Raw genomic sequence first — 20,609 nt, 5'->3', positions numbered from 1 at the left:
CCTCGCATCTTCCGAGCCGCGTGAATTGCCGGTGGCAATTCACGTTAATCCCCGCCGGAGGCGTCAGATGTCGTGACATCTGACAGGTCAAGATCAGCCGCATTCTCATTGCCCGAGCCGGTCAAGCAGGTCCGGCACATGCACCTGATCTGATTTATAATTCCCGGTCAGCACATGCATGATCAGGTTGACGCCAAACCGCAGCGCGATTTCACGCTGGCGTTCGCCTGCCGCGCCGCGCCCGACAAGAAACATCGGCGCGCCGTTCGCCGTCACAGCCCAAGCGCGCGCCCAGTCATTGCCGCCGATCACCACTGGCGTCACCCCGTCGTTGAGATTGCGAAACGGCATCCCGTCGATCTGCACCGCATCCAGAGGGGCGGCCTCGACCCAGACATCGCGGCTGGCGTGGCGGCCCGGAAAATCCTGCAACAGATAAAACGTGCGCGTCAGCACATGGTCGGGCGGGATCGGTGCAAGGCGCGGAATATCCAGCGACCGCGCAATCGCCTGCAAACGCGCCCCTTCGGGCGAGCCTGACCCGAACCGCGCGGTATCGGCGTCGCGGGTGTCGAACAGGATCATCCCGCCGCTGCGCAGATAGCGGTTCAGCTTGCCATAGGCGTCGCGGCTGGGCAGCGGCTGATCGGCCGTGACGGGCCAGTACAGAAACGGAAAGAACGCCAGTTCGTCGGTTTCGATATTCACGCCCATCGGGGCGGCAGGTTCGATTGATGTGCGCCGGAACAAGGTCTGCGACAGGCCCAACAGGCCCGCGGCCGTCACCTCGTCAACCTGCGGATCGCCGGTCAGCACATGGGCCAGCACCACCTCGGAGGTGGCCTGAATGGCGAAATCCTCGGGGGTTTGGGCCTGCGCCTTTGGGGCAAGGGCCAGCGCCAGCATCAGGGCCACCGCCACATCCGCGCGCGGCCCGCGCAAACGGCCCCCCACGGCCAGTGACGCGATGATATCGACCAGCAACAGCGCCAGTGCTGCGCCCAAAAGCCAGCCTTTGAGCGCCGTGGCACGCAGGACGTCCATCCCTTCAACAGCGATCCGCGCAGGCCAGCCCGCAGGGGTCAGCACCGTATCCGGCCCGATCACATTGACCGCGATCTGGCGGTCGCGCGTGGCGTAAAGCCCGGGGCGCAATTGCGGTCCGGTGACGCCAGCGCCCAGCAGCTCGCCCGCGACACCGGCCAGATCGCGTCCGTCCTGCAAACGCCCGTAGGCATCAAGCAATTCCTGCGGTTGCCATACCGTGCCTGCCAGTTCTGCGGCCTCAGGCGCGGCAGGGCGGCTCGAGACGGCCAGCCGTTCCAGCATCTGCACGAAAAGGCCGGACAATGGCAGGCTCGACCATTCGGCATTCGCCGTGACATGGACCAGCACGATTTGTCCGTCACCGCTGAACTTGCGTGTGACCAGCGGCGTGCCATCGGCCAGCTGCGCGATCACGCGCTCAGCCAGCGTCGGGTCAGGTTGCGCCATGACCTGACTGGTGACGGTCACGTCCTCGGGGATGGTCAGGCCAAAGAACGGTGTGTCGGGGGCAAAGGGGGCCAGCGCTTTGGGTTCGCCCCAGCTCATCGCGCCACCGACGCTTCGCCCGCCGTCGCGCAGGCGCACGGGCAACAATGGGTCCTCGGCGCTGCGGCCCACGTCAGAGGCGGCCAGACGCGGCCCCGCGAACCGCAACAGAAGCCCACCCTGATCGACCCAATCGACGATGCCCTGCGCCTCGATATCGGTCAGGATCGCGACATCGGCCAGCACGATCACATCGGGATTGGCCAGCAGCACATCGGCCAGATCACCGTCGATCAGGTCTGCGGTCGGCTCTAACGCCTCGCGCAGATAGAAAAGCTGCGACAACAGGTCCAGCCCTTCGCGCACGTCGCGCCCTGCGATCAGCGCCACCTCGCGCCGGCGCAGGGCATCGTCGCCAAGGCTGACGGCGGCTGCAGACTGCGTGCCGGTCAATTCGAAGCGCGTGATCCGGTTGCGCAATTCAGGCGGCAGGTCGAGCGTGGCTTCCGCCACCTCTTGCCCCGCCGCGAATGTCAGCGGCACATTGGCCAGCGCCCGTTCCACGCCTGCGGGATCAAGGCCGATGGCGGTGACGGTTGTATCGCTTGGCGCGCCGACGGGGGTGCGCGTCGCGCTCACACGGACCTCGCCGTCCTCATAGCGTGCGGGGCGCAGGCCGGTCACCTGACGCGGGGTCTGGAACACGGTCACATTGCCCGCCGCCTCGAAGGCGGACAGCAGGTCGTCGCGGCCCGGATAATCCAACCCGTCGCTGATCCAATAGGTCTCAAACCCGCCCTGATCCGCAAAATAGGCGGCGGCATCGGCGGGTTGCCACGGCTGGGGTTGCAGGTTCGCCAACCGGTCCTGCCATGCGCTGGGTGACGCAAAGGGCAAGGGCTCGGCCAGTGGCAGGTCTGTCAGCGTCACCACGGCGACGCGGCGTTCGTTGACGGACGCCTCGGTCAACAGCGCCGCCACACGGTCGATTTTCGCCTGCCAGTCGGGCGCGCCCGCCCATGTGCCATCAAGGGCGATCACCAGATCACCGCGCCCGTCGCGGGCCTGTTGCGGGTTCAGCACGGGGCCGGCAAAGCCGACAATGACAGCCGCGATGGCCAGCAGACGCAACAAGAGCAGCCACCATGGGGTGCGGTCGGACTGGCTTTCGTCATCGCTCAGACCCAGCAGCAGCACCACACCGGGGAACCGGCGCCGCACGGGGGCAGGCGGCACAGCGCGCAGCACTATCCAAAGGATCGGCAGGGCGATCAGCCCCAGCAGCAGCATCGGGGCTGCAAATCCGATGGGTCCGATCATAAACATCAGCGCCGCCTTTCCAGCGCGCCATAAAGCCACAGCAACGCCTGTGTTGCCGACTGGCCGGTATGATGGGTGTGAAACTGCCAGCCTGTCATGCGCGCAAGCTGCGCCAGCTCGACCTTGCGGGCCGCCAACCTGTCCAGATAGCGTGACTTGAGATCGCGGGCGCGCAGCGTCTCGTGCTGGACGCTGCCGGTCATGGATTGAAAGATCGTGCGCCCGTCAAACGGAAATACCTCTTCCTGTGGGTCAAGCACCTGCAGCAGCGCGCCTTTGACACCGCGATCCGCGGCGCGGGCCAGTGCGTCGCGCACCCCGTCGATATTGCCCAGAAAGTCGCTGACAAACAGCGCGCGCGCATGCGGCAACAGGCCGGTCGCATCGGGTGATCCGTGGTCGGTCGCGGCCTGTTCGGACAGAATCTGCGCCATCTGTTGCAATTGCGCGCCCCCGCGCCGTGGTGGCAGGCGCAGACCGGTCAGCCCGACGCGTTCCCCGCCGCGGATCAGCAACACCGCCAGCGCCATCGCCAGAATGCGCGCGCGATCACCCTTGGGCGCGTGATCGTCGGACGCGAAACCCATCGACGCGCCCTGATCGACCCAAAGGATCACTGATTGCGCGATCTGCCATTCCTTGTCCTGCACAAAGCGCGCATCCGACCTTGCCGATCGGCGCCAGTCTATGCTGCGCGCGGCATCATGGGTCTGTGCGGGGCGGTATTGCCAGAACGTATCGCCGGTGCCCGCCCGCCTGCGCCCGTGGTCGCCCAGCAGGACGGTCGCGGCCAGATGCTCTGCCTCGGCCAGCAGGGGCGGCAGATGCGCGGCAAGCGTTTCCGCCTGCGACCGGAGCGTCAGCGCTGTTGTCATGCCGCCGCTGTGACCCGTGTAATCTGGCCTGCGACCTCGTTGATGATGGATTGCACATCCTCGCCGCGCGCGCGGGCGGCAAAGGACAGCGCCATGCGATGTTCCAGCACCGGCACTGCCATGTTGCGCACATCCTCTGCCGATGGGACCAAGCGGCCGTCGAGCAGCGCGGAGGCGCGCACCGTCAGCATCAGCGCCTGTGCGGCACGCGGGCCGGGGCCCCAGCTGACATTTTGGCGGATTACATCGGGGGCGGTCGCATCATCGGGACGGCAGGCGCGCACCAGATCAAGGATCATCTCGAGGATATGTTCGCCCACCGGCATCCGGCGCAGCAGTGCTTGGGCGGCCAGAAGTTCGCCCGCGCTGAACACGGGCTTGACCTGCGCATCCTCGGTGCCTGTGGTGGCGATCAGGATGTCTTTTTCGGTCTGCCGGTCGGGGTAGGGCACGTCGATCTGGACAAGAAACCGGTCAAGCTGCGCCTCTGGCAGGGGATAGGTGCCTTCCTGTTCCAGCGGGTTTTGCGTGGCCAGCACATGGAACGGCACGCCAAGCGGACGGTGCTGGCCTGCGATGGTCACTTCTTTTTCTTGCATCGCCTGCAGCAGCGCCGATTGCGTGCGGGGGCTGGCGCGGTTGATTTCATCGGCCATCAGCAACTGGCAGAACACAGGCCCTTCGATAAACCGGAACGCACGGCTGCCGTCGGCGGCTGTTTCCAACACTTCAGAGCCTAGAATATCCGCTGGCATCAGGTCAGGCGTGAACTGGATACGGTTGCCCTGCAGGCCCATGACGGTGGACAAAGCATCCACCAGCCGCGTCTTGCCAAGGCCGGGCAGGCCGATCAGCACCGCATGGCCACCGCAGACCAGCGCCGACAATGTCAGGTCCACGACGCGGCGCTGGCCGATGAAACGGGCGGCGATACTGTCGCGCGCGGCACCCAGTTTTGCACCCAGTGCGTCTATCTGTGCGACAAGATCGGCGTCGTCGGCCATGACTTTCCCCTTGGATTACCTATATGCTGCAAGAGAACAGATAATCCTGATGATCCCAATGGCAAAAGAATGACCACACAAAAGATTGTTGCCCCCACCGCCGAAGGACTGGCCCAAAGCGTGCTTGCCGCGCAAAAAGCCGGCCCAAAAGGCGGATTGCCGCCGGTCCATCTGTGGAACCCGCCACATTGCGGGGATATCGACATGCGCATCGCGCGCGACGGGACGTGGTTTTACATGGGCACGCCCATCGGGCGGCCCGCGCTGGTGCGGCTGTTTTCGACCATCCTGCGGCGCGACGGGGATGATTATGTGCTGGTCACACCGGTCGAAAAGGTGGGCATCACAGTCGATGACGCGCCTTTCGTCGCGGTGGATGTGGACCGCGACGGTGACGGGCTGATTTTTACCACCAATGTGGGCGATACCGTCACCGCTGGCCCCGACACCCCGATCCGCGTGATGCGCGATCCGCAAACCGCAGAGCCGTCACCCTATGTGCTGGTCCGCGCGAACCTCGAGGCGCTGATCGACCGCAAGTCGTTCTACCGGCTGGTCGATCTGGGCGAACATGCCGAGCACGAGGGCGAGCGTTGGTTCGGCGTGCGGTCGCAGGGCGCGTTCTTTGCGATCATTCCGTCGGCGGAGTTGGGCTGACACACACGCAAATGTCACTGGCACCCAGCGCGCCCTGACTTATCCTTGGCTCAAGCAACAAAAGGATCTGCCATGCCGATGCTGGGACGCCGCGCTGTCTTGTTGGGGGCTGCGGCCATGGTCGGAACGCCGCTGATCGCACAATCGGACCCTTGGGCCGCTGTGGCCGAGAGTGCGCGCGTGCTTGACCAGTGCCGCGCCATCGTGATCCGCCAGTCGGGGGCAGAGGTTTTGTCGCAGGCGTTTCGCGGGCCGTCGCTGGGCGCTGCGGTGCCAGTGAAATCCGTGTCCAAGACCATCGTCGCGGCCTTGACGGGGGCGGCGTTGGATCGGGGCGAATTGCCCTCGCTCGCGGCGACATTGGGCGAGGTTGCGCCGAAGTTGATCCCTGCCGGGGCCGATCCGCGTGTGGCGGGGATCACTGTGGAAAACCTTGTCACCATGCAGGCGGGGTTGGAACGCACGTCGGGGGCCAATTACGGGGCGTGGGTAAACAGCCGCAACTGGGTTGCCAATGCGTTATCGCGGCCATTCGTGGCGGAACCGGGGGCGCAGATGCTCTATTCCACGGGGTCGTTCCATGTGCTGGGTGCGGTGCTGTCCGAAGTGTCGGGGCGGTCCTTGCTGGATCTTGCGCGCGCGCGTCTTGGCGCACCTTTGGGCATCGAGATACCGGCATGGACCCGCGATCCGCAGGGGCGCTATCTGGGTGGCAATGAAATGGCGCTGACGCTGGATGGCATGGCGCGGTTTGGCGAGATGTACCGCATGGGCGGCCAGTATGACGGCGCGCAGGTGCTGTCTGCCGATTGGGTCGCGCGGTCGCTGGAGCCGCGGACAAGGTCACAGTTCTCGGGCCTCAGCTATGGCTATGGCTGGTTTCTGGGGCAGGCGGCGGGTGTCGATTATGCGCTGGCGCGCGGCTATGGCGGGCAGGTCATTTGCACCGTGCCGGCGCTGGAAACCACGCTGGCGCTGACATCTGACCCGAACCTGCCCGCGCGGTCGGGCGGGCATTTCGGCGATATCATGCGGTTGATTGAGGATGATGTGATCCCTGTCGCGCGCCGGCAGTTGGGGTAAGGCGGGGCAAGCCCCGCCCGACGTCAGATACCCGTGCAGATGTATTTCATCTCCATGTAATCATCCATGCCATGCGATGACCCTTCGCGCCCCAGACCCGATTGCTTGACGCCACCAAACGGGGCGACCTCGGTCGAGATGAGGCCGGTGTTCACGCCAACGATGCCATATTCCAGCGCCTCGGCGACGCGGGTCACGCGCGACAGATCCTTGGCATAGAAATAGGACGCAAGGCCAAAGATCGTGTCATTGGCCTGAAAGATCACGTCGTCTTCATCCTCGAACATGAACAAGGGGGCAAAGGGTCCGAATGTTTCGTCGGTGCTGACCAGCATATCCTTGGTCGCATGGGTCACGATGGTCGGTTCAAAGAACTGTCCGCCCAGATCATGCACCTTGCCCCCCGTCAGGACCTTGCCACCTTTGGACAGGGCATCGTCGAGATGTTCCTGCACCTTTTTGATAGCTGCCGGTTCGATCAGCGGGCCAAGCGTGGTGCCATCGGCCAACCCGTCACCGACGCGCAGTTTTTCAACCGCGACCTTCAGCTTGGCAGCAAAGGCGTCATAGACCCCTTTTTGCACATAGATCCGGTTGGCGCAGACGCAGGTCTGGCCGTTGTTGCGGAATTTGCACGCGATGGCCCCTTCAACGGCGGCGTCCAGATCTGCATCATCGAACACGATGAAAGGCGCGTTGCCGCCCAGTTCCATGGAACATTTCATCACCTGATCGGCTGCCTGTTTCAAAAGGATGCGCCCCACTTCGGTTGATCCCGTAAAGGTCAGTTTGCGCACGATCGGGTTTTCGCAGAATTCCTTGCCGATCTCTGACGCGGAGTTCGAGGTCACGACCGAAAACAGCCCCTTTGGTACGCCCGCTTCTTCGGCCAGTTTCGCCATGGCAAGCGCCGACAAAGGGGTCAGCGAGGCAGGGCGCACGACGAAGGCGCAGCCAGCAGCCAGTGCAGGCGCGACTTTGCGCGCAATCATCGCATTGGGAAAATTCCAAGGCGTGATCCCGGCGGCCACCCCGATGGGCTGCTTGATCACGGCGATGCGTTTGTCGGCCATATGGCCGGGGATGGTCTGGCCATAGACGCGTTTGGCCTCTTCGCCGAACCATTCCACGAAAGACGCGCCATAGGCGACTTCGCCGCGCGCTTCGGCCAAAGGTTTGCCTTGTTCCGACGTCATGATGATCGCCAGATCTTCTTGGTTTTCCATCATCAGGTCGTACCATTTGCGCAGCACCTTGGCGCGGTCCTTGGCGGCAAGGGCGGCCCATGGTTTTTGTGCTTTTTGCGCGGCGTCAATCGCTTGGGCGACTTCGGCGCGGCTGAGGTCAGGGACATGCGCGATCACGTCACCGCGTGCGGGGTTCATAACGGCAAAGGTCGCCCCACTGGCGGCCTGTTTCCATTCGCCACCGACAAACGCCGCGTCACAGACCAGATCGGGACGGCGCAGCATGGATTTCAGGTTGGTCGTTTCATCAAGCATGATAGTCTCCTTTGACTTTCGCCCAATGTGGCCCCTGTATGGGGCAAAGGTAAAGGGGGGACCGGCAGATGGAACTCGATGATGCTTATGCGAATGCGGCCCATATTCCGGGTGGTGCCGATTATCCCGATCGCTGGGCGGGGCAGGCCGCCGCGTTCCGCAGTGCCGCGCGCTGCGAGCTGGATCTGGATTACGGCGAAACCGACCGGCTGCGGTTCGATCTGTTCCACCCGGACAGGCTGGCGCGCGGGGTCGTGATTTTCGTGCATGGCGGCTATTGGCTGCGGTTCGACAAATCCTATTGGTCGCATCTGGCAGCGGGGCCGCTGGCGCAGGGCTGGGCGGTGGCGATGCCGTCCTATGATCTTTGCCCCACGGTCGGCATCGCGCAGATCGGTGACCAGATCGCGCGCGCCATCGATGTGATCGCGCGGCGCGTGCCAGGGCCGGTCCGGCTGGTCGGGCATTCGGCGGGCGGGCAATTGGTGGCCCGCGTGATGGCGCCGCGCGATGGCGCGGACTGGCAGCAGCGCGTGGCCTGTGTCGTGCCGGTCTCGCCGGTTGCTGATCTGGCCCCGTTGATGCGGACCTCGATGAACAAGGATCTGGGCATCACCCCCGCCATCGCGCAGGCCGAAAGTCCCGTGCATTTGCCGCCGCCCCCCTGTCCGGTGACCGTCTGGGTCGGCGGTGCGGAACGCCCTGTTTTTCTGGAACAGGCCGATTTGCTGGCGCAGGCATGGGCCGCGCCGCTGGTTACGGTGCCGCTGCGCCATCACTTTGATGTGATTGAGGACCTTGGTCTGCCTGACAGCGACCTTACCCGCGCTGTGCTGGCGTGATTGTTTCACATTCCGCTGGAATGTGAATGCCTCCGGCGGGAGTATTTTTGGAAAAAAGAAGTTGCAAGATGCAGACCTGCGCCTGCCGACCGTGTGAGGCTGCGTTGCAGCGCAGTCGTGCAAGGGCGCTGCGCAGATTTTTGATCTTTCCTCTTGCGCTTGCCGCGCCTATAAGACTGCCAAGTTCCCCGACAATGTGAACCCGGCCCATGCGGTCTGCCCCTGCAAGGGCTTGGGTAAGGCTTGTCCGTCAGATCAGGAGACCAAAGATGTCTGATAAACCAATCATGGCCAAGGCGACTGCCGTCTGGCTTTGCGACAACACCACGCTGACCTTTCAACAGATTGCGGAATTCTGCGGATTTCACGAACTCGAGGTGCAGGGCATCGCCGATGGCGACGTGGCTGTCGGCGTCAAGGGGTTTGACCCTGTGGCCAACAACCAGCTGACCCAGGACGAAATCACCAAGGGCGAGGCTGATCCGGCCTATAAGCTGAAGCTGAAGTTCTATGCCGCCGCCGCGGGCGAGGAAAAGCGCCGTGGCCCGCGTTACACGCCTTTGTCCAAGCGGCAGGACCGTCCGGCGTCGATCTATTGGCTGGTGAAATTCCACCCCGAATTGTCCGATGCGCAGATCGCGAAACTGGTCGGCACCACCAAGCCGACCATTCTGGCTATCCGTGAACGCACGCATTGGAACATTAACAACCTTGATCCGATTGATCCGGTCGCACTTGGCCTGTGCAAGCAATCCGAGCTGGACGCTGCTGTCCAAAAGGCCAATGCCAAGAAAGCCCGCGAAGGCGGTGCTATGACCGACGACGAACGCCGCAAGCTGGTTAGCACCGAAACATCGCTGGGCATGGCGCCTGAACCCAAGATGCCAACCGCGATGGCCGGGCTTGAGACATTCAGCTTTAGCGATCAGCGCGATGATGCTGAAGACGAAGAAGACACCCGCGACGTCAAGGATGCGGACAGCTTTTTCAACCTGCCCGATGATGACGACGAGGATGATGACGACCACCGCTGATCCGGCCTTGGTCCGAATGAAAAACGCGCGTCCCTTGGGGCGCGCGTTTTGCGTTGGTTACGCGTTGCAGGCCAGAATGGCCACGGTGTCAGAGCGCCTTGCGCGCGTTCAGCGCGGCGGTGATCGTGCCATCGTCAAGATAATCCAGCTCTCCGCCCACAGGCACCCCCTGCGCCAGCGAGGTAACGCTCACACCGGGGAGTTGGTCGGCGATATAATGCGCGGTGGTCAGCCCGTCGATCGTGGCCCCCAGCGCGATAATCACCTCGGTCACGTTTTCGGCGGCGATCCTGTCGATCAGCTTGGGGATGCGCAATTCGTCCGGCCCGACCGCATCGAGTGCTGACAGCGTGCCGCCCAGCACATGATAGCGCCCTTTGAACACGCCCGAGCGTTCCATCGCCCATAGGTCGGCCACGTCTTCGACCACGGCGATCTGGCCTGTGGCGCGTTTGTCCGACAGGCAGATGTCGCAAAGGTCACTGGTGCAGATATTTGCGCAATTGAGGCATTCACGCACCGTCGATCCGACCTTTTGCAAGGCATCGGCCAAGGGCAGCAGCACCAGATTGCGTTTCTTGATCATATGCAGCACGGCGCGGCGTGCCGAGCGTGGCCCCAGCCCCGGCAGTTTCGCCATCATCGCGATCAGGTGGTCGAGGTCTTCGGTGCCGTGTGCCATGGGGGCCTTTGCGTGGTGGGCCAAAAACTTTGCGGCCTCCGGCGGGGATACTTGGGCGCGGAAGATGAGGTCAGAAGGGCAGTTTCATACCCGCAGGCAGGCCCATCGCCTCGGCCATCTTGCCCATTTCCTGCTGGCTGCGTTCGGCTGCCTTGGATTGCGCATCCTTGATCGCGGCAAGGATCAGGTCTTCGACCACTTCCTTGTCCTCGCCGTTAAAGATCGAGGGGTCGATGTCGAGGCTTTTCAATTCGCCTTTGGCGGTCGCCGTGGCCTTGACCAGACCTGCGCCGCTGACACCCTCGACCATGATATGGTCGAGGTCTTCTTGCATCTGGGCCATCTTGCCCTGCATATCCTGCGCCTGTTTCATCATCTTGGCCATATCGCCAAGGCCGCCTAATCCTTTGAGCATCGGATCTCTCCTTATTGGTTTATCCTCAGATAGGTCTTTGGGCGCGCGCGGGCAAGCGGATCAATCCTGCTCGAACGGGTCCCATTCGTCTTCGACCTCGGGCAGCGCCTCGGCTTCGGCCTCTTGCGCCTTGCTGGCGGCGGTGCGGATGTCGGTGATGCGCGCCTTGGGGAAGGCTGCGATCACGGCCTGCACCAGCGGATGGGCGCTGGCCTGATCGCGCAGGCTGGTTTCAGCGGCGTCGCGGGTCTGGGCGATGGTGGGCGCGCCGCCGTCGCTGACCACCGTGATCGTCCAGCGATTGCCGGTCCATAGCTGGAGCCGCGCACCCAGCCTGCCCACCAGATCGGGGGCGGCATCCGCGGTTGGTTGCACGGTGATCCGCCCGGGTTGATAGGACACCAGTTGCAGGCCGGTTTCGACCTCGACCAACAGTTTGACATCGCGGTGGTGGCGGATCAGCTGCACCACATCTTCGAAGCGCGCGTAATGTTGCAGGGCGTCGGGGGCGAGCGCTGTGGCGGTTTGTGCGCCGCCGGCTGATACCACGCTGCGCGCACTGGGGCCGCCTGTTGGCGGGGTGGGCGCGCTGCGTGGCGCAGGCCCTGTCGGCGGTGGCGTTGCATCCCTGAGCTTGCGCACCAGATCGTCGGGGCTGGGCAGGTCGGCCACATGCGTGAGCCGGATCACGGCCATTTCAGCCGCCATCATGGCATTGGGGGCCATTGCGACCTCTTCCAGCGCTTTCAACAGCATCTGCCACATCCGCGACAGCACGCGCATTGGCAGACCCTCGGCCATGGCCTGACCGCGGGCGCGTTCATCGGGGCCGATGGTGGGGTCGTTGGCAGCATCAGGCGTGATCTTGACCACGCTGACCCAGTGACAGACCTCGGCCAGATCGCGCAGCACGGCCATGGGATCAGCGCCATCGGCATATTGGCCCGAAAGTTCGGTCAGCGCATCGGCAGCACGTCCGCGCAGGATCATGTCGAACAGATCCAGCACGCGGCCCCTGTCGGCCAGCCCCAGCATGGCGCGGACCTGTGCGGCGCTGGTTTCGCCCGCGCCATGGCTGATTGCCTGATCGAGCAGCGATTGCGCATCGCGCGCCGAGCCTTCGGCGGCGCGGGTGATCAGCGCCAGCGCGTCATCGCTGATCTGCGCCCCCTCGGCAGTGGCGATCTTGCGCAGCAGGGCGATCTGGGTTTCGGGTTCGATCCGGCGCAGATCAAACCGCTGGCAACGCGACAGGACAGTGACCGGCACCTGCCGGATCTCGGTCGTGGCAAAGATGAATTTCACATGTTCGGGCGGTTCTTCCAGCGTCTTGAGCAACGCATTAAAAGCATTTTTCGACAGCATATGCACTTCGTCGATGATATAGATCTTATAGCGGGCCGATGCGGCACGGTAATGCACCGAATCGATGATCTCGCGGATATCGCCCACGCCGGTGCGCGATGCGGCGTCCATTTCCATCACATCGACATGCCGGCCTTCCATGATCGCCACGCAATGTTCGCAGGTACCGCAAGGGTCGGTGGTCGGCCCGCCGGTGCCGTCAGGGCCGATGCAATTCATCCCCTTGGCGATGATCCGCGCGGTCGTGGTTTTGCCGGTGCCGCGGATGCCGGTCATCATAAAGGCCTGCGCGATCCGGTCGGCGGCAAAGGCATTGCGCAGGGTGCGCACCATCGCATCCTGCCCGACGAGATCGGCAAAGGTTTCGGGCCGGTATTTGCGGGCCAGCACTTGATAGCGGGGTTGATCGGTCATGGCGGCCTTTGGCAGGATTCGGGCGATGCCACAGCCTAGGGCCACGCGCGCCAGAGGTCCACCAAGCTGTTGCCGCTGCGCGCGCCGTCGGGCAGGGTGCTGACAAACAAGGATACACCGATGCCGGATTTCGAGATTTACACCCTGCCTGTCGCGCATGGCACGCTGGCCCTGTCGCCCTTGCCGCTTGGGCAGGGCCTGCAGGCGCTGCTGGACTGGCACCCCGATCTGGTCGTGTCGATGACCGGACAGGACGAGATGGACAGGCTTGGCACGGGTGATCTGGGCAGGGTGCTGCGCGCGGCGGGGGTTGACTGGCACCACCTGCCGGTCGTGGATTACGGCACGCCCGCAGCGTCCGATATCACCGAAATCGAAACCGCCGCACTGGATGTGCTGCGCGCGGGCGGCAAGGTGCTGACGCATTGTCGGGGTGGTTGCGGGCGGTCGGGCATGATGGCGCTGCGCCTGATGATCGCAGCAGGCGAAGATGCGGACGCCGCCCTGACCCGCCTACGCGCGCGGCGTCCCTGTGCGGTGGAAACCGAGGCGCAACAGGCTTGGGCCAAAGGTTAGGCAGCACGCTCATCATCGTTGGAGCGCAAATATCCCCGCCGGAGGCCCAAAAGTTTTTCCCCGCCCTGCGTCAGGACTTCTGACGTGGCTTCTTGCTGACTTTGGCGGTGCGCCCCTGTTTGCGGACCTTGTCGCGCGCCAGTGCGATGGCCTCGGTTGCTTGGGTGTTCTCGGATTTCAGCTTTTTGAACCGCGCCAGCCTGTCAGGGTCGATTGCGCCTGATGTAACGGCGGCCTGCACGGCACAGCCCGGTTCGCGCTCATGCGCGCAGTCGCGGAATTTGCATTGCGCGGCCAGGTCCGAGATTTCCGGAAAGGTCGCGTCGATGCCAAAACCGACCTCGGCCAGCCCCAGCCCGCGCATGCCGGGCGTGTCGATCAGCCAGCCCCCCGCCAGCATCCGGTGCAGCGACCGGCCTGTCGTCGTATGCCGCCCGCGCGCATCATCGTCGCGGATGTCGCGGGTCGCGGCATTGCCGCCGGTCAGCGCATTGGCAATCGTCGTTTTGCCCACACCGGACGTACCAGCAAAGGCAATGGTCTGCCCCTGTCCGCACCATGGCGCGAAATGCGCAGGCAGATCGGCAGCCTTGGCATTGACGGCCAGCACCGCCAGATCACGGCCCAGGGCGCGTGCCTGATCTGCAAAACCGGCCGGATCATCGGTCTGGTCAGCCTTGGTCAGCACGATCACCGGACGCACGCCCGCATCATGTGCCAACGCCAGATAGCGTTCTAACCGCGCGGGGTTGAAATCGGCGTTGCAGGATGTGGTGATGAACAAAGTGTCCAGATTGGCCGCGATCAGCTGTTTGTCGCCCGTGTGGTATTCGGTGCCGCGCGACAATTCGGTCTGCCGGTCCAGCACGCGGATCAGCCGGTATTGCGCCGGTGCGCACAGCACGAAATCCCCCACCGCGACCACCGCTGTCGTCAGCCCTGGATCCAACGTCAGATCGATTGACCCGTCGGCCGTCAGGGCCACCACGCGGTCGCGATGCACATTGGCGATGCGAGCAGGGGTCAGGTCGGTATCATCTGGACCCAGCTGCCTTTGCTGGAACGCATGCCAGCCAAGCGCATCCAGCCCGGTAAGGGCCGTCACCATAGCGGCCTGATTGGGCGAATTTCGGTAATCGGAGTGACCTCTTGTTGTGCCGACGGTCCCTTACGGGCCTGTTCAGATGTATCGTAAGCAGCGCAGGCAGGTGCTGCAACCCCGTTGCACGCCGCGCAAGTACGCCGCTTTCCCCAAACCATACAAGAAGGGGCGCAGACCGGATGTCGCTCTGGCAACGCCATGGCCAGACCATCGTCAAACCACCACAGGCGGAATTAAGCCTATTTTCAAAGCGTTGGATGGTCTGACCTTGTGCTTTGCTGCACTGCCGCAATATGGACGTCAATCGCCCCCGCACCACCGAAGCGCGCGGCGATCACCTCTTTTGCAATCACATGATCTGGGACCCTAATGGCCTTTGCGACACTTATGAATAGACGTCAGTTGTTGAAATCCGGCGCAGCGACAGCCGCCGCGCTGATGGCCAGCGGCGTGATTGCGCAGGATGTGGTCGATCCCGTGCCGTTTTCTTTTGATATCCTGTCAGACATGGCGCAGGCGCAGGCCGCCGCCCCCTTTGTCGCAGGCTCCCGCCCCGAAGGGTTCCTTGGCGCGCTGGATTACGACGATTACCGCCTGATCCGGTTCCGTGCGGACCACGCGCGCTGGGCTGACAGCGATGCTGCGTTCCATGTCCATGCGTTTCACACCGGCTGGCTGTTTGGTGAACCTGTCAAACTGTTCGAGCTGACACATGACGCGGACAGCCTGATCGCGGCACCGATGGTGTTTTCGACGGCGGATTTCGAATATTTGAACGATCTGGCCGACCGCGTGCCTGCGGATGCGCAATTGCCCGGCGTTGCCGGTTTCCGGCTGAACACGCCGTTGAACCATCCTGAGCGTTTTGACGAATTGGTGTCATTTCTGGGTGCCAGCTATTTCCGCGCCCTTGGCCGCGACAGCCGCTATGGGCTGAGCGCGCGGGGGCTGGCGCTGAACACCGCAGGCCCCCAGCCCGAGGAATTCCCCCGTTTTACGCGGTTCTATCTGGAACGCCCGACGCAAGGCGAGGACGAAACCACCGTCTATGCCCTGCTTGACAGCCCCAGCGTCAGCGGTGCCTACCGCTTTGTTATCCGCCCCGGTGACACGACCGAGATGGACGTGACCGCGCGCCTGTTCTTTCGCGCCGATGTGGCCGAACTGGGGATCGCGCCGCTGACCTCGATGTTTTTGTTCAACGGCGTCAACCGTGCGGGGTTCGATGATTACCGCCCGCGCGTGCATGACAGCGACGGGCTGCGGATCGTGCAGCAAGGCGGTGATGTGATCTGGCGGCCGCTGAACAACCCGTCCCGTCTTGCGGGGTCGTATTTCGTGGAAAACAACCCCGTCAGCTTTGCCCTGCACCAGCGCGAACGCGATTTCACCAAATACCTTGATGCCGGCGCGCATTACGAGATGCGCCCCTCGCTCGAGGTGGTGCCGCTGGGCGATTGGGGCGCAGGCCATGTCCGGCTGGTCGAAATCCCCACCGCGCTGGAAGTCGAGGATAATATCGTCGCCTATTTCATCCCTGCAGGCAAAGTTGCGGCAGGGGATACGCGTGAATTCGCGTACCGGCTGCGCTGGGGCGATCTGCCCGAAAACGACACTGCCGATCTTGCGCATGTGGTGGAAACCCGCGCCGGTGCGGGCGGCGTATCGGGTGTCGTCAATCCCGAAAACAAGCGTAAATTCGTGATTGATTTCAAGGGCGGTTTGCTGTCCCGCCTTGGGCCTGACGCCGAAGTGACGCCTGTGGTGGCTGTGGTGGGTGGCGATCTGGTCGCGGTCACGCTGGCCCGTGTGGATGATAGCGATCTGTGGCGCGTGGTGCTGGATGTGCAATCCGACAGCCCGCTTGTTGAACTTTCTGCGCATGTTGCGGGTTATGATCGCAAGTTGACGGAAACGTGGCTTTACCAGTGGATCAGACCGCATGCGTGATATGTCCCCCCGTGATGATGCCGATATCGAACGGATGATCGCCGCGATCGGTGCGCTGCCTGATGCGCCGATGGTGATGGTGCGGCAGGACCTCGAACAGGCGGGTGCGCGGGTGCTGCATGGGCTGGTGCCACGCCTGTTGGGCCTGTTCATGTCAAAGGCTGGCCAGTAAATCATGCAAAACTCTACGCGCGATGACCGCGATGTGAAGGCTTGGCGCATGTTTGCTTTGGCTGTCAGCGTGACGGCGGGCCTTGTCGCTTTCGTGTTTTTTCTGCGCTTTGGTATCGCCGACGGGCTGGATGTGATCGACATGCTGCGCAGCGGTCTGTTGCTGGTCTCGACCTTCTGGCTGTCATGGGGGGCGATGCTGGCCTTTGTGGGGCTGACCACGCGGGCGCGCGCGCCTGTCATCGACCGCAGCGCACCATTGCAAGGCCGCATCGCCGTGCTGGTCCCGATTTACGAAGAAGACCCCGTCACCACCTTTGCACGGATCGCGGCGATGGATATGTCGCTGGCCGCCACCGGCCATGGTGACGCCTTCGACATCGCGATCCTGTCGGATACCCGCACCGATGTGGTCGCCGCGCGTGAACGGCTTTGGTATCTGCGTCTGCTGCGTGACAGCAACGGGCAGGGGCGGATTTTCTATCGCCGCCGCGCCAGCAACACGGGCAAGAAAGCGGGCAATGTCGCGGATTTCATCCGCACGTCCGGGGCGGCCTATGAATTTGCGATCATCCTTGATGCCGACAGCCTGATCGAGGGCGCAACCATGGTCGAAATGACCCGCAGGATGCAGGCGGACCCCGATCTGGGGCTGTTGCAGACCTTGCCGCGGATCATCGGGGCGCGGTCGCGCTTTGGCCGCGCAATGCAGTTTTCGGCGGCGTTCAATTCGCCCGTCTTCGCGCGCGGGCTTGCGATGATGCAAGGGCGCACCGGCCCGTTCTGGGGGCATAACGCGGTCATCCGCACCCGCGCCTTTGCGCAAAGTTGCGGCTTGCCGCAACTGGCAGGCAAGCCCCCGTTCGGCGGTCATATCCTCAGCCACGATTACGTCGAGGCGGCGCTGCTGGCGCGCGCGGGCTGGAATGTCCGGCTGGATGACGATCTGGACGGCAGCTACGAGGAAGGGCCGGAAAATATTGTCGATCATGCCAAACGCGACCGGCGCTGGTGCCAAGGCAACCTGCAACATGCGCGGCTGGTCTTTGCCCCCCGTCTGCGGGGCTGGAGCAGGTTTGTCTTTGTGCAAGGCATCCTTGCCTATCTGGCGTCTGTTGTCTGGCTGGCGTTCCTGCTGGCAAGCGTGGCGGCCCCTGTCTTTGGCCCGCCGGTCGTGTATTTTCCGACCCAATACTGGCCCTTGCCGGTCACGCCACCCGATCAGACCACGCTGGCCCTTGCCTTGGTCATCGGCATTTTTGGCCTGCTGATCCTGCCCAAGCTGTTGATCGGCGCCGATGCCGTGCTGCGCGGGCGCGCGCGCGGGTTCGGCGGCTGGTGGTCTGCGACGCAGGCGACGATGTCGGAGCTGCTGTTGTCCTCGATCACGGCACCGATTTTCATGCTCTACCAGACGCGGTCGGTGTTTCAGGTGTTGCTGGGGCGCGACGGCGGCTGGCCTGCGCATGACCGCGGCGACGGGCGGCTGCGGCTGGCGGATGCCTTTGCCGCCAGTCACTGGATCGTGGCCTGCGGCTTGATTGGTCTGACGCTCGCCGCCGTGTTGTCGCCGGACCTGTTGTTGTGGTTCCTGCCAGTCACGCTGCCGATGGTAGCCGCACCTTTCATCATCGCCTGGACATCGCACCCCGGTGCGCCGGGGCTATTTGCGACACCGCAAGATTTGGCACTTGCGCCGGTGATGCGCTTGCGCGCGGCGGTGCTGGAAGGCTGGCAGGCAGGCAACACAGACGACGAACCAGAGCTTTGGTCAGGGAATTTGCACTATGTCTGACATGATCGGCAGCCGCGCCACAGCGGACCGCGACCCAAGGCTGGACGTGTTTCGTGGATTGGCGTTGGTGATGATCTTTATCAACCATGCGCCGCGCAACTGGCTGGAAAATCTGACCAACCGCAATTTCGGTTTTTCAGACGCGGCCGAAGGGTTTGTCTTGATGTCGGGGATCGCTGCTGGCATCGCCTATTCCGGCTATTTCCGGCGGGCTGATCCGCTGACGGGGATCGCCCGCGTGTTGCGGCGGGTCTGGACCATATATCAGGTGCATATCCTGATCACCGTGGTTGCGCTCGCCATCGCCGCTGCGGCGGCGCTGTGGTTCGGCGCGCCCGATATGATGCGCAAACACGGAATCTGGGTGCTGGTCAAAGACCCTTTGGGTTTTCTGATCGGGGTGCCGCTCTTGGGGCATCAGCTGGGCTATGTGAATATCCTGCCGCTGTATCTGGTGCTGTTGATGCTGGTGCCGCCGGTGATCTGGGGCGCGCTGCGCTGGCCGCTGGTCGTGCTGGGCCTGTCCATCGCAGTCTGGCTGGCGGCGGGGCTGCTGCGGGTCAATTTTCCGAACTATCCCCAGCAGGGTGGCTGGTTTCTGAACCCGTTGTCATGGCAATTGCTGTTCGTGATCGGCCTGCTGACCGGCATTGCGCATAAGGCGGCAGAGCGGTTCGTGCCGGTCCTGCCGTGGCTGCAATGGCTGACGGGGGGCTTTTTGTTGCTGTCGCTGATCTGGATGCAATGGCCCGATTTCGCGTCTTTCATGCGCGGCGGGCTAAAGGCGGCGCAGGATGCGGGCGCACCTTGGGTGATGACCAGTTTCAGCAAGACCTATCTGTCCGCACCGCGCCTGTTGCATATCCTTGCGCTGGCCTATTTTCTGTCCAGCTTTGCCGCGGTCAGGCGCGCCTGCCATCTGGGGGTGACAGCGCCTCTTGCCTTGCTGGGGCGGCAGGCGCTGCCGGTCTTTGCGCTTGGCACGGTCCTGGCCTTTGCCATTCAGGCGGTCAAGACGGTGACGGGGCAGGATGTCGTGCTGGACACGCTGATGATCGCGGGCGGGGTGCTGGCGCAGCTGGGGCTGGCGGCGGCCAAGCAATACTGGCCCAAGCCGCGCGCGGTTCTGCCCTAGCCCATGCGTTCGGATGCATAGGACCCCGGCGAGGCCGGGAACACCACCGTCTTGTTGCCGTTCAGCATGACGCGGCGGTGGATATGGGCGTGGATCGCACGGGCCAAGACCTGGCTTTCGACATCGCGGCCAAGGCTGACGTAATCGGCTGGCGATTGCGCATGGGTCACGCGCGCGATGTCCTGTTCGATGATCGGGCCTTCATCCAGATCGGCCGTGACATAATGCGATGTCGCCCCGATCAGTTTCACGCCGCGTTCATAGGCCTGTTTATAAGGGTTCGCCCCTTTGAAGCTGGGCAGGAACGAATGGTGGATATTGATGATCTTGCCCGACATTTGCTGGCACATCCGGTCTGACAGCACCTGCATATACCGCGCCAGCACGACCAGATCGGCGCCAGTCGCATCGACGACATCCATGATGCGGGCCTCAGCCTCGGGCTTGTTTTGCTTGGTGACGGGGATGCAATGGAACGGGATGTCATGGTTCACCACGACTTTTTGGTAATCCATATGGTTGGATATCACCGCCACGATGTCGATCGGCAACGCGCCAATGCGCCAGCGGTAGAGCAGGTCGTTCAGGCAATGGCCGAACCGCGACACCATGATGATGACCTTCATGCGCACCGCTTCGTCGTGAAAGGCGAAGGCCATGCCGAATCTCGTGCCGATGTCGCCGAAGTCATCCGCGATCGTATCCAGCGCTGCGCCCGTTTCGCTGGTAAAGCTGACCCGCATGAAAAACTTGCCGGTCTCGGTGTCGTCGAATTGTGAACTGTCGGTGATGTTGCAGCCATGGTCGGCCAAAAAGCCGGCTATGGCGGCAACAATGCCACGGGCGCTGTCGCAGGTGACGGTCAGGGCGAATTTGGTCATGGGATGCTTTCGGCTATAAAACAATACGTCTGCGGTGGTCGGGTCTTTTCGTGTCATGCCTGCCGCGGTCAGCACAAGGCGTAGGATGTCCGGCAGGGCGTGTTTTTTTCTCAAGATCACCCTTTTGTTAACCCCGCCATAGCGATCACGACGATACATATGGCATTGACGACTACGGGCGGCATGACAGGTGCAAAACTGCGATCAACCGTTGCCGCACGACTTTGAATATGGCATGAAACGACAATGCAACTAAACGAAAGAGTTTAGATT

General features: G+C 63.2%; 18 protein-coding genes. 9 read left to right on the top strand and 9 right to left on the bottom strand.

The features are described 5' to 3' along the window. Nucleotides 1-105 precede the first annotated feature (105 nt). Genes ACPF9B_RS10355 through ACPF9B_RS10345 form a run of 3 tightly spaced genes read right to left on the bottom strand, consistent with a single transcriptional unit; the run spans nucleotide 106 to nucleotide 4,732 of the window. Entirely contained in the window at nucleotides 106-2,859 is a 2,754-nt protein-coding gene (locus tag ACPF9B_RS10355; RefSeq protein WP_424177225.1) for a DUF4159 domain-containing protein, read from the bottom strand. Then, the gene (locus ACPF9B_RS10350) at nucleotides 2,859-3,728 is read right to left on the bottom strand and encodes a DUF58 domain-containing protein (protein ID WP_424177223.1); all 870 of its coding nucleotides are present in this window, start codon (nucleotides 3,726-3,728) and stop codon (nucleotides 2,859-2,861) included. Before ACPF9B_RS10350 ends, ACPF9B_RS10355 begins: the two co-directional genes overlap by 1 nt. Beyond that, nucleotides 3,725-4,732, bottom strand: a complete 1,008-nt coding sequence (locus ACPF9B_RS10345) for an AAA family ATPase (RefSeq protein WP_007206972.1) — start codon at nucleotides 4,730-4,732, stop codon at nucleotides 3,725-3,727. Before ACPF9B_RS10345 ends, ACPF9B_RS10350 begins: the two co-directional genes overlap by 4 nt. Nucleotides 4,733-4,801: 69 nt before the next feature. On the opposite strand from ACPF9B_RS10345, the gene ACPF9B_RS10340 reads away from it, so the two are divergent. After that, the gene (locus ACPF9B_RS10340; RefSeq protein WP_007206974.1) at nucleotides 4,802-5,389 is read left to right on the top strand and encodes a DUF1285 domain-containing protein; all 588 of its coding nucleotides are present in this window, start codon (nucleotides 4,802-4,804) and stop codon (nucleotides 5,387-5,389) included. A 72-nt stretch (nucleotides 5,390-5,461) separates the two neighbouring features. Continuing rightward, nucleotides 5,462-6,472 carry a serine hydrolase domain-containing protein gene (locus ACPF9B_RS10335; RefSeq protein ID WP_424177220.1) on the top strand — a complete coding sequence of 337 codons (1,011 nt, stop codon included), beginning with the start codon at nucleotides 5,462-5,464 and terminating at the stop codon, nucleotides 6,470-6,472. 23 nt (nucleotides 6,473-6,495) lie between these two features. Here the strand turns inward: ACPF9B_RS10335 and ACPF9B_RS10330 are convergent, their stop codons facing one another. Further along, nucleotides 6,496-7,974, bottom strand: coding sequence for an NAD-dependent succinate-semialdehyde dehydrogenase (locus ACPF9B_RS10330; protein ID WP_424177218.1), 1,479 nt, complete (start codon nucleotides 7,972-7,974; stop codon nucleotides 6,496-6,498). Nucleotides 7,975-8,042: 68 nt separating this feature from the next. Between ACPF9B_RS10330 and ACPF9B_RS10325 the strand changes: the two genes are divergently transcribed. Together ACPF9B_RS10325 and ACPF9B_RS10320 are read left to right on the top strand one after the other, a co-directional pair. Further along, entirely contained in the window at nucleotides 8,043-8,816 is a 774-nt protein-coding gene (locus ACPF9B_RS10325; RefSeq protein ID WP_424177216.1) for an alpha/beta hydrolase, read from the top strand. A 269-nt stretch (nucleotides 8,817-9,085) separates the two neighbouring features. After that, a complete protein-coding gene (locus tag ACPF9B_RS10320; RefSeq protein ID WP_007206979.1) occupies nucleotides 9,086-9,850 on the top strand; it encodes a DUF1013 domain-containing protein in 765 nt (254 codons plus the stop codon). A gap of 88 nt (nucleotides 9,851-9,938) precedes the next feature. Here the strand turns inward: ACPF9B_RS10320 and recR are convergent, their stop codons facing one another. The 3 genes from recR to ACPF9B_RS10305 all read right to left on the bottom strand — a co-directional run bounded on the left by recR (nucleotide 9,939) and on the right by ACPF9B_RS10305 (nucleotide 12,726). After that, nucleotides 9,939-10,532, bottom strand: a complete 594-nt coding sequence (recR, locus tag ACPF9B_RS10315; protein ID WP_007206980.1) for a recombination mediator RecR — start codon at nucleotides 10,530-10,532, stop codon at nucleotides 9,939-9,941. 70 nt (nucleotides 10,533-10,602) lie between these two features. After that, nucleotides 10,603-10,947 carry a YbaB/EbfC family nucleoid-associated protein gene (locus tag ACPF9B_RS10310; protein ID WP_040483019.1) on the bottom strand — a complete coding sequence of 115 codons (345 nt, stop codon included), beginning with the start codon at nucleotides 10,945-10,947 and terminating at the stop codon, nucleotides 10,603-10,605. Nucleotides 10,948-11,007: 60 nt separating this feature from the next. Continuing rightward, on the bottom strand, nucleotides 11,008-12,726 hold the full coding sequence (locus ACPF9B_RS10305) for a DNA polymerase III subunit gamma/tau (protein ID WP_424177213.1): 1,719 nt from the start codon (nucleotides 12,724-12,726) through the stop codon (nucleotides 11,008-11,010). Between the two features lie 120 nt (nucleotides 12,727-12,846). Between ACPF9B_RS10305 and ACPF9B_RS10300 the strand changes: the two genes are divergently transcribed. Continuing rightward, entirely contained in the window at nucleotides 12,847-13,302 is a 456-nt protein-coding gene (locus tag ACPF9B_RS10300) for a protein-tyrosine phosphatase family protein (protein ID WP_424177211.1), read from the top strand. A 70-nt stretch (nucleotides 13,303-13,372) separates the two neighbouring features. On the opposite strand, the gene rsgA is transcribed toward ACPF9B_RS10300, so the two are convergent. Next, complete coding sequence (rsgA, locus tag ACPF9B_RS10295) at nucleotides 13,373-14,410, bottom strand: ribosome small subunit-dependent GTPase A (RefSeq protein ID WP_424177208.1); 1,038 nt, start codon at nucleotides 14,408-14,410, stop codon at nucleotides 13,373-13,375. A gap of 363 nt (nucleotides 14,411-14,773) precedes the next feature. Between rsgA and ACPF9B_RS10290 the strand changes: the two genes are divergently transcribed. Genes ACPF9B_RS10290 through ACPF9B_RS10275 form a run of 4 tightly spaced genes read left to right on the top strand, consistent with a single transcriptional unit; the run spans nucleotide 14,774 to nucleotide 19,455 of the window. After that, on the top strand, nucleotides 14,774-16,354 hold the full coding sequence (locus tag ACPF9B_RS10290) for a glucan biosynthesis protein (RefSeq protein ID WP_424177206.1): 1,581 nt from the start codon (nucleotides 14,774-14,776) through the stop codon (nucleotides 16,352-16,354). Further along, complete coding sequence (locus ACPF9B_RS10285; RefSeq protein ID WP_007206986.1) at nucleotides 16,347-16,526, top strand: hypothetical protein; 180 nt, start codon at nucleotides 16,347-16,349, stop codon at nucleotides 16,524-16,526. The genes ACPF9B_RS10290 and ACPF9B_RS10285 overlap by 8 nt, the downstream gene beginning before the upstream one ends. A 3-nt stretch (nucleotides 16,527-16,529) precedes the next feature. Continuing rightward, entirely contained in the window at nucleotides 16,530-18,320 is a 1,791-nt protein-coding gene (gene mdoH / locus ACPF9B_RS10280) for a glucans biosynthesis glucosyltransferase MdoH (protein WP_424177204.1), read from the top strand. Then, on the top strand, nucleotides 18,313-19,455 hold the full coding sequence (locus tag ACPF9B_RS10275; RefSeq protein WP_424177202.1) for an OpgC family protein: 1,143 nt from the start codon (nucleotides 18,313-18,315) through the stop codon (nucleotides 19,453-19,455). Before mdoH ends, ACPF9B_RS10275 begins: the two co-directional genes overlap by 8 nt. Here ACPF9B_RS10275 and purU read toward each other — a convergent pair. Continuing rightward, on the bottom strand, nucleotides 19,452-20,336 hold the full coding sequence (gene purU / locus ACPF9B_RS10270) for a formyltetrahydrofolate deformylase (protein ID WP_007206989.1): 885 nt from the start codon (nucleotides 20,334-20,336) through the stop codon (nucleotides 19,452-19,454). The genes ACPF9B_RS10275 and purU overlap by 4 nt on opposite strands. Between the last annotated feature and the right edge of the window lie 273 nt (nucleotides 20,337-20,609).

This window comes from Yoonia sp. TsM2_T14_4 (assembly GCF_049602355.1).
GTDB classification, from domain to species: Bacteria; Pseudomonadota; Alphaproteobacteria; order Rhodobacterales; family Rhodobacteraceae; genus Yoonia; species Yoonia vestfoldensis_A.
This window is presented reverse-complemented; position numbering and strand designations above follow the sequence as displayed.

What these genes read in the sequence shown, in the direction of transcription:
- ACPF9B_RS10285 (WP_007206986.1), top strand. Translation starts at nt 16,347, where the DNA reads ATGCGTGATATGTCCCCCCGTGATGATGCCGATATCGAACGGATGATC.
- ACPF9B_RS10300 (WP_424177211.1), top strand. Translation starts at nt 12,847, where the DNA reads ATGCCGGATTTCGAGATTTACACCCTGCCTGTCGCGCATGGCACGCTG.
- ACPF9B_RS10340 (WP_007206974.1), top strand. Translation starts at nt 4,802, where the DNA reads ATGACCACACAAAAGATTGTTGCCCCCACCGCCGAAGGACTGGCCCAA.
- ACPF9B_RS10350 (WP_424177223.1), bottom strand. Translation starts at nt 3,728, where the DNA reads ATGACAACAGCGCTGACGCTCCGGTCGCAGGCGGAAACGCTTGCCGCG.
- ACPF9B_RS10275 (WP_424177202.1), top strand. Translation starts at nt 18,313, where the DNA reads ATGTCTGACATGATCGGCAGCCGCGCCACAGCGGACCGCGACCCAAGG.
- ACPF9B_RS10345 (WP_007206972.1), bottom strand. Translation starts at nt 4,732, where the DNA reads ATGGCCGACGACGCCGATCTTGTCGCACAGATAGACGCACTGGGTGCA.
- purU (WP_007206989.1), bottom strand. Translation starts at nt 20,336, where the DNA reads ATGACCAAATTCGCCCTGACCGTCACCTGCGACAGCGCCCGTGGCATT.
- ACPF9B_RS10330 (WP_424177218.1), bottom strand. Translation starts at nt 7,974, where the DNA reads ATGCTTGATGAAACGACCAACCTGAAATCCATGCTGCGCCGTCCCGAT.
- ACPF9B_RS10325 (WP_424177216.1), top strand. Translation starts at nt 8,043, where the DNA reads ATGGAACTCGATGATGCTTATGCGAATGCGGCCCATATTCCGGGTGGT.
- ACPF9B_RS10310 (WP_040483019.1), bottom strand. Translation starts at nt 10,947, where the DNA reads ATGCTCAAAGGATTAGGCGGCCTTGGCGATATGGCCAAGATGATGAAA.
- mdoH (WP_424177204.1), top strand. Translation starts at nt 16,530, where the DNA reads ATGCAAAACTCTACGCGCGATGACCGCGATGTGAAGGCTTGGCGCATG.
- ACPF9B_RS10320 (WP_007206979.1), top strand. Translation starts at nt 9,086, where the DNA reads ATGTCTGATAAACCAATCATGGCCAAGGCGACTGCCGTCTGGCTTTGC.
- recR (WP_007206980.1), bottom strand. Translation starts at nt 10,532, where the DNA reads ATGGCACACGGCACCGAAGACCTCGACCACCTGATCGCGATGATGGCG.
- rsgA (WP_424177208.1), bottom strand. Translation starts at nt 14,410, where the DNA reads ATGGTGACGGCCCTTACCGGGCTGGATGCGCTTGGCTGGCATGCGTTC.
- ACPF9B_RS10355 (WP_424177225.1), bottom strand. Translation starts at nt 2,859, where the DNA reads ATGTTTATGATCGGACCCATCGGATTTGCAGCCCCGATGCTGCTGCTG.
- ACPF9B_RS10290 (WP_424177206.1), top strand. Translation starts at nt 14,774, where the DNA reads ATGGCCTTTGCGACACTTATGAATAGACGTCAGTTGTTGAAATCCGGC.
- ACPF9B_RS10305 (WP_424177213.1), bottom strand. Translation starts at nt 12,726, where the DNA reads ATGACCGATCAACCCCGCTATCAAGTGCTGGCCCGCAAATACCGGCCC.
- ACPF9B_RS10335 (WP_424177220.1), top strand. Translation starts at nt 5,462, where the DNA reads ATGCCGATGCTGGGACGCCGCGCTGTCTTGTTGGGGGCTGCGGCCATG.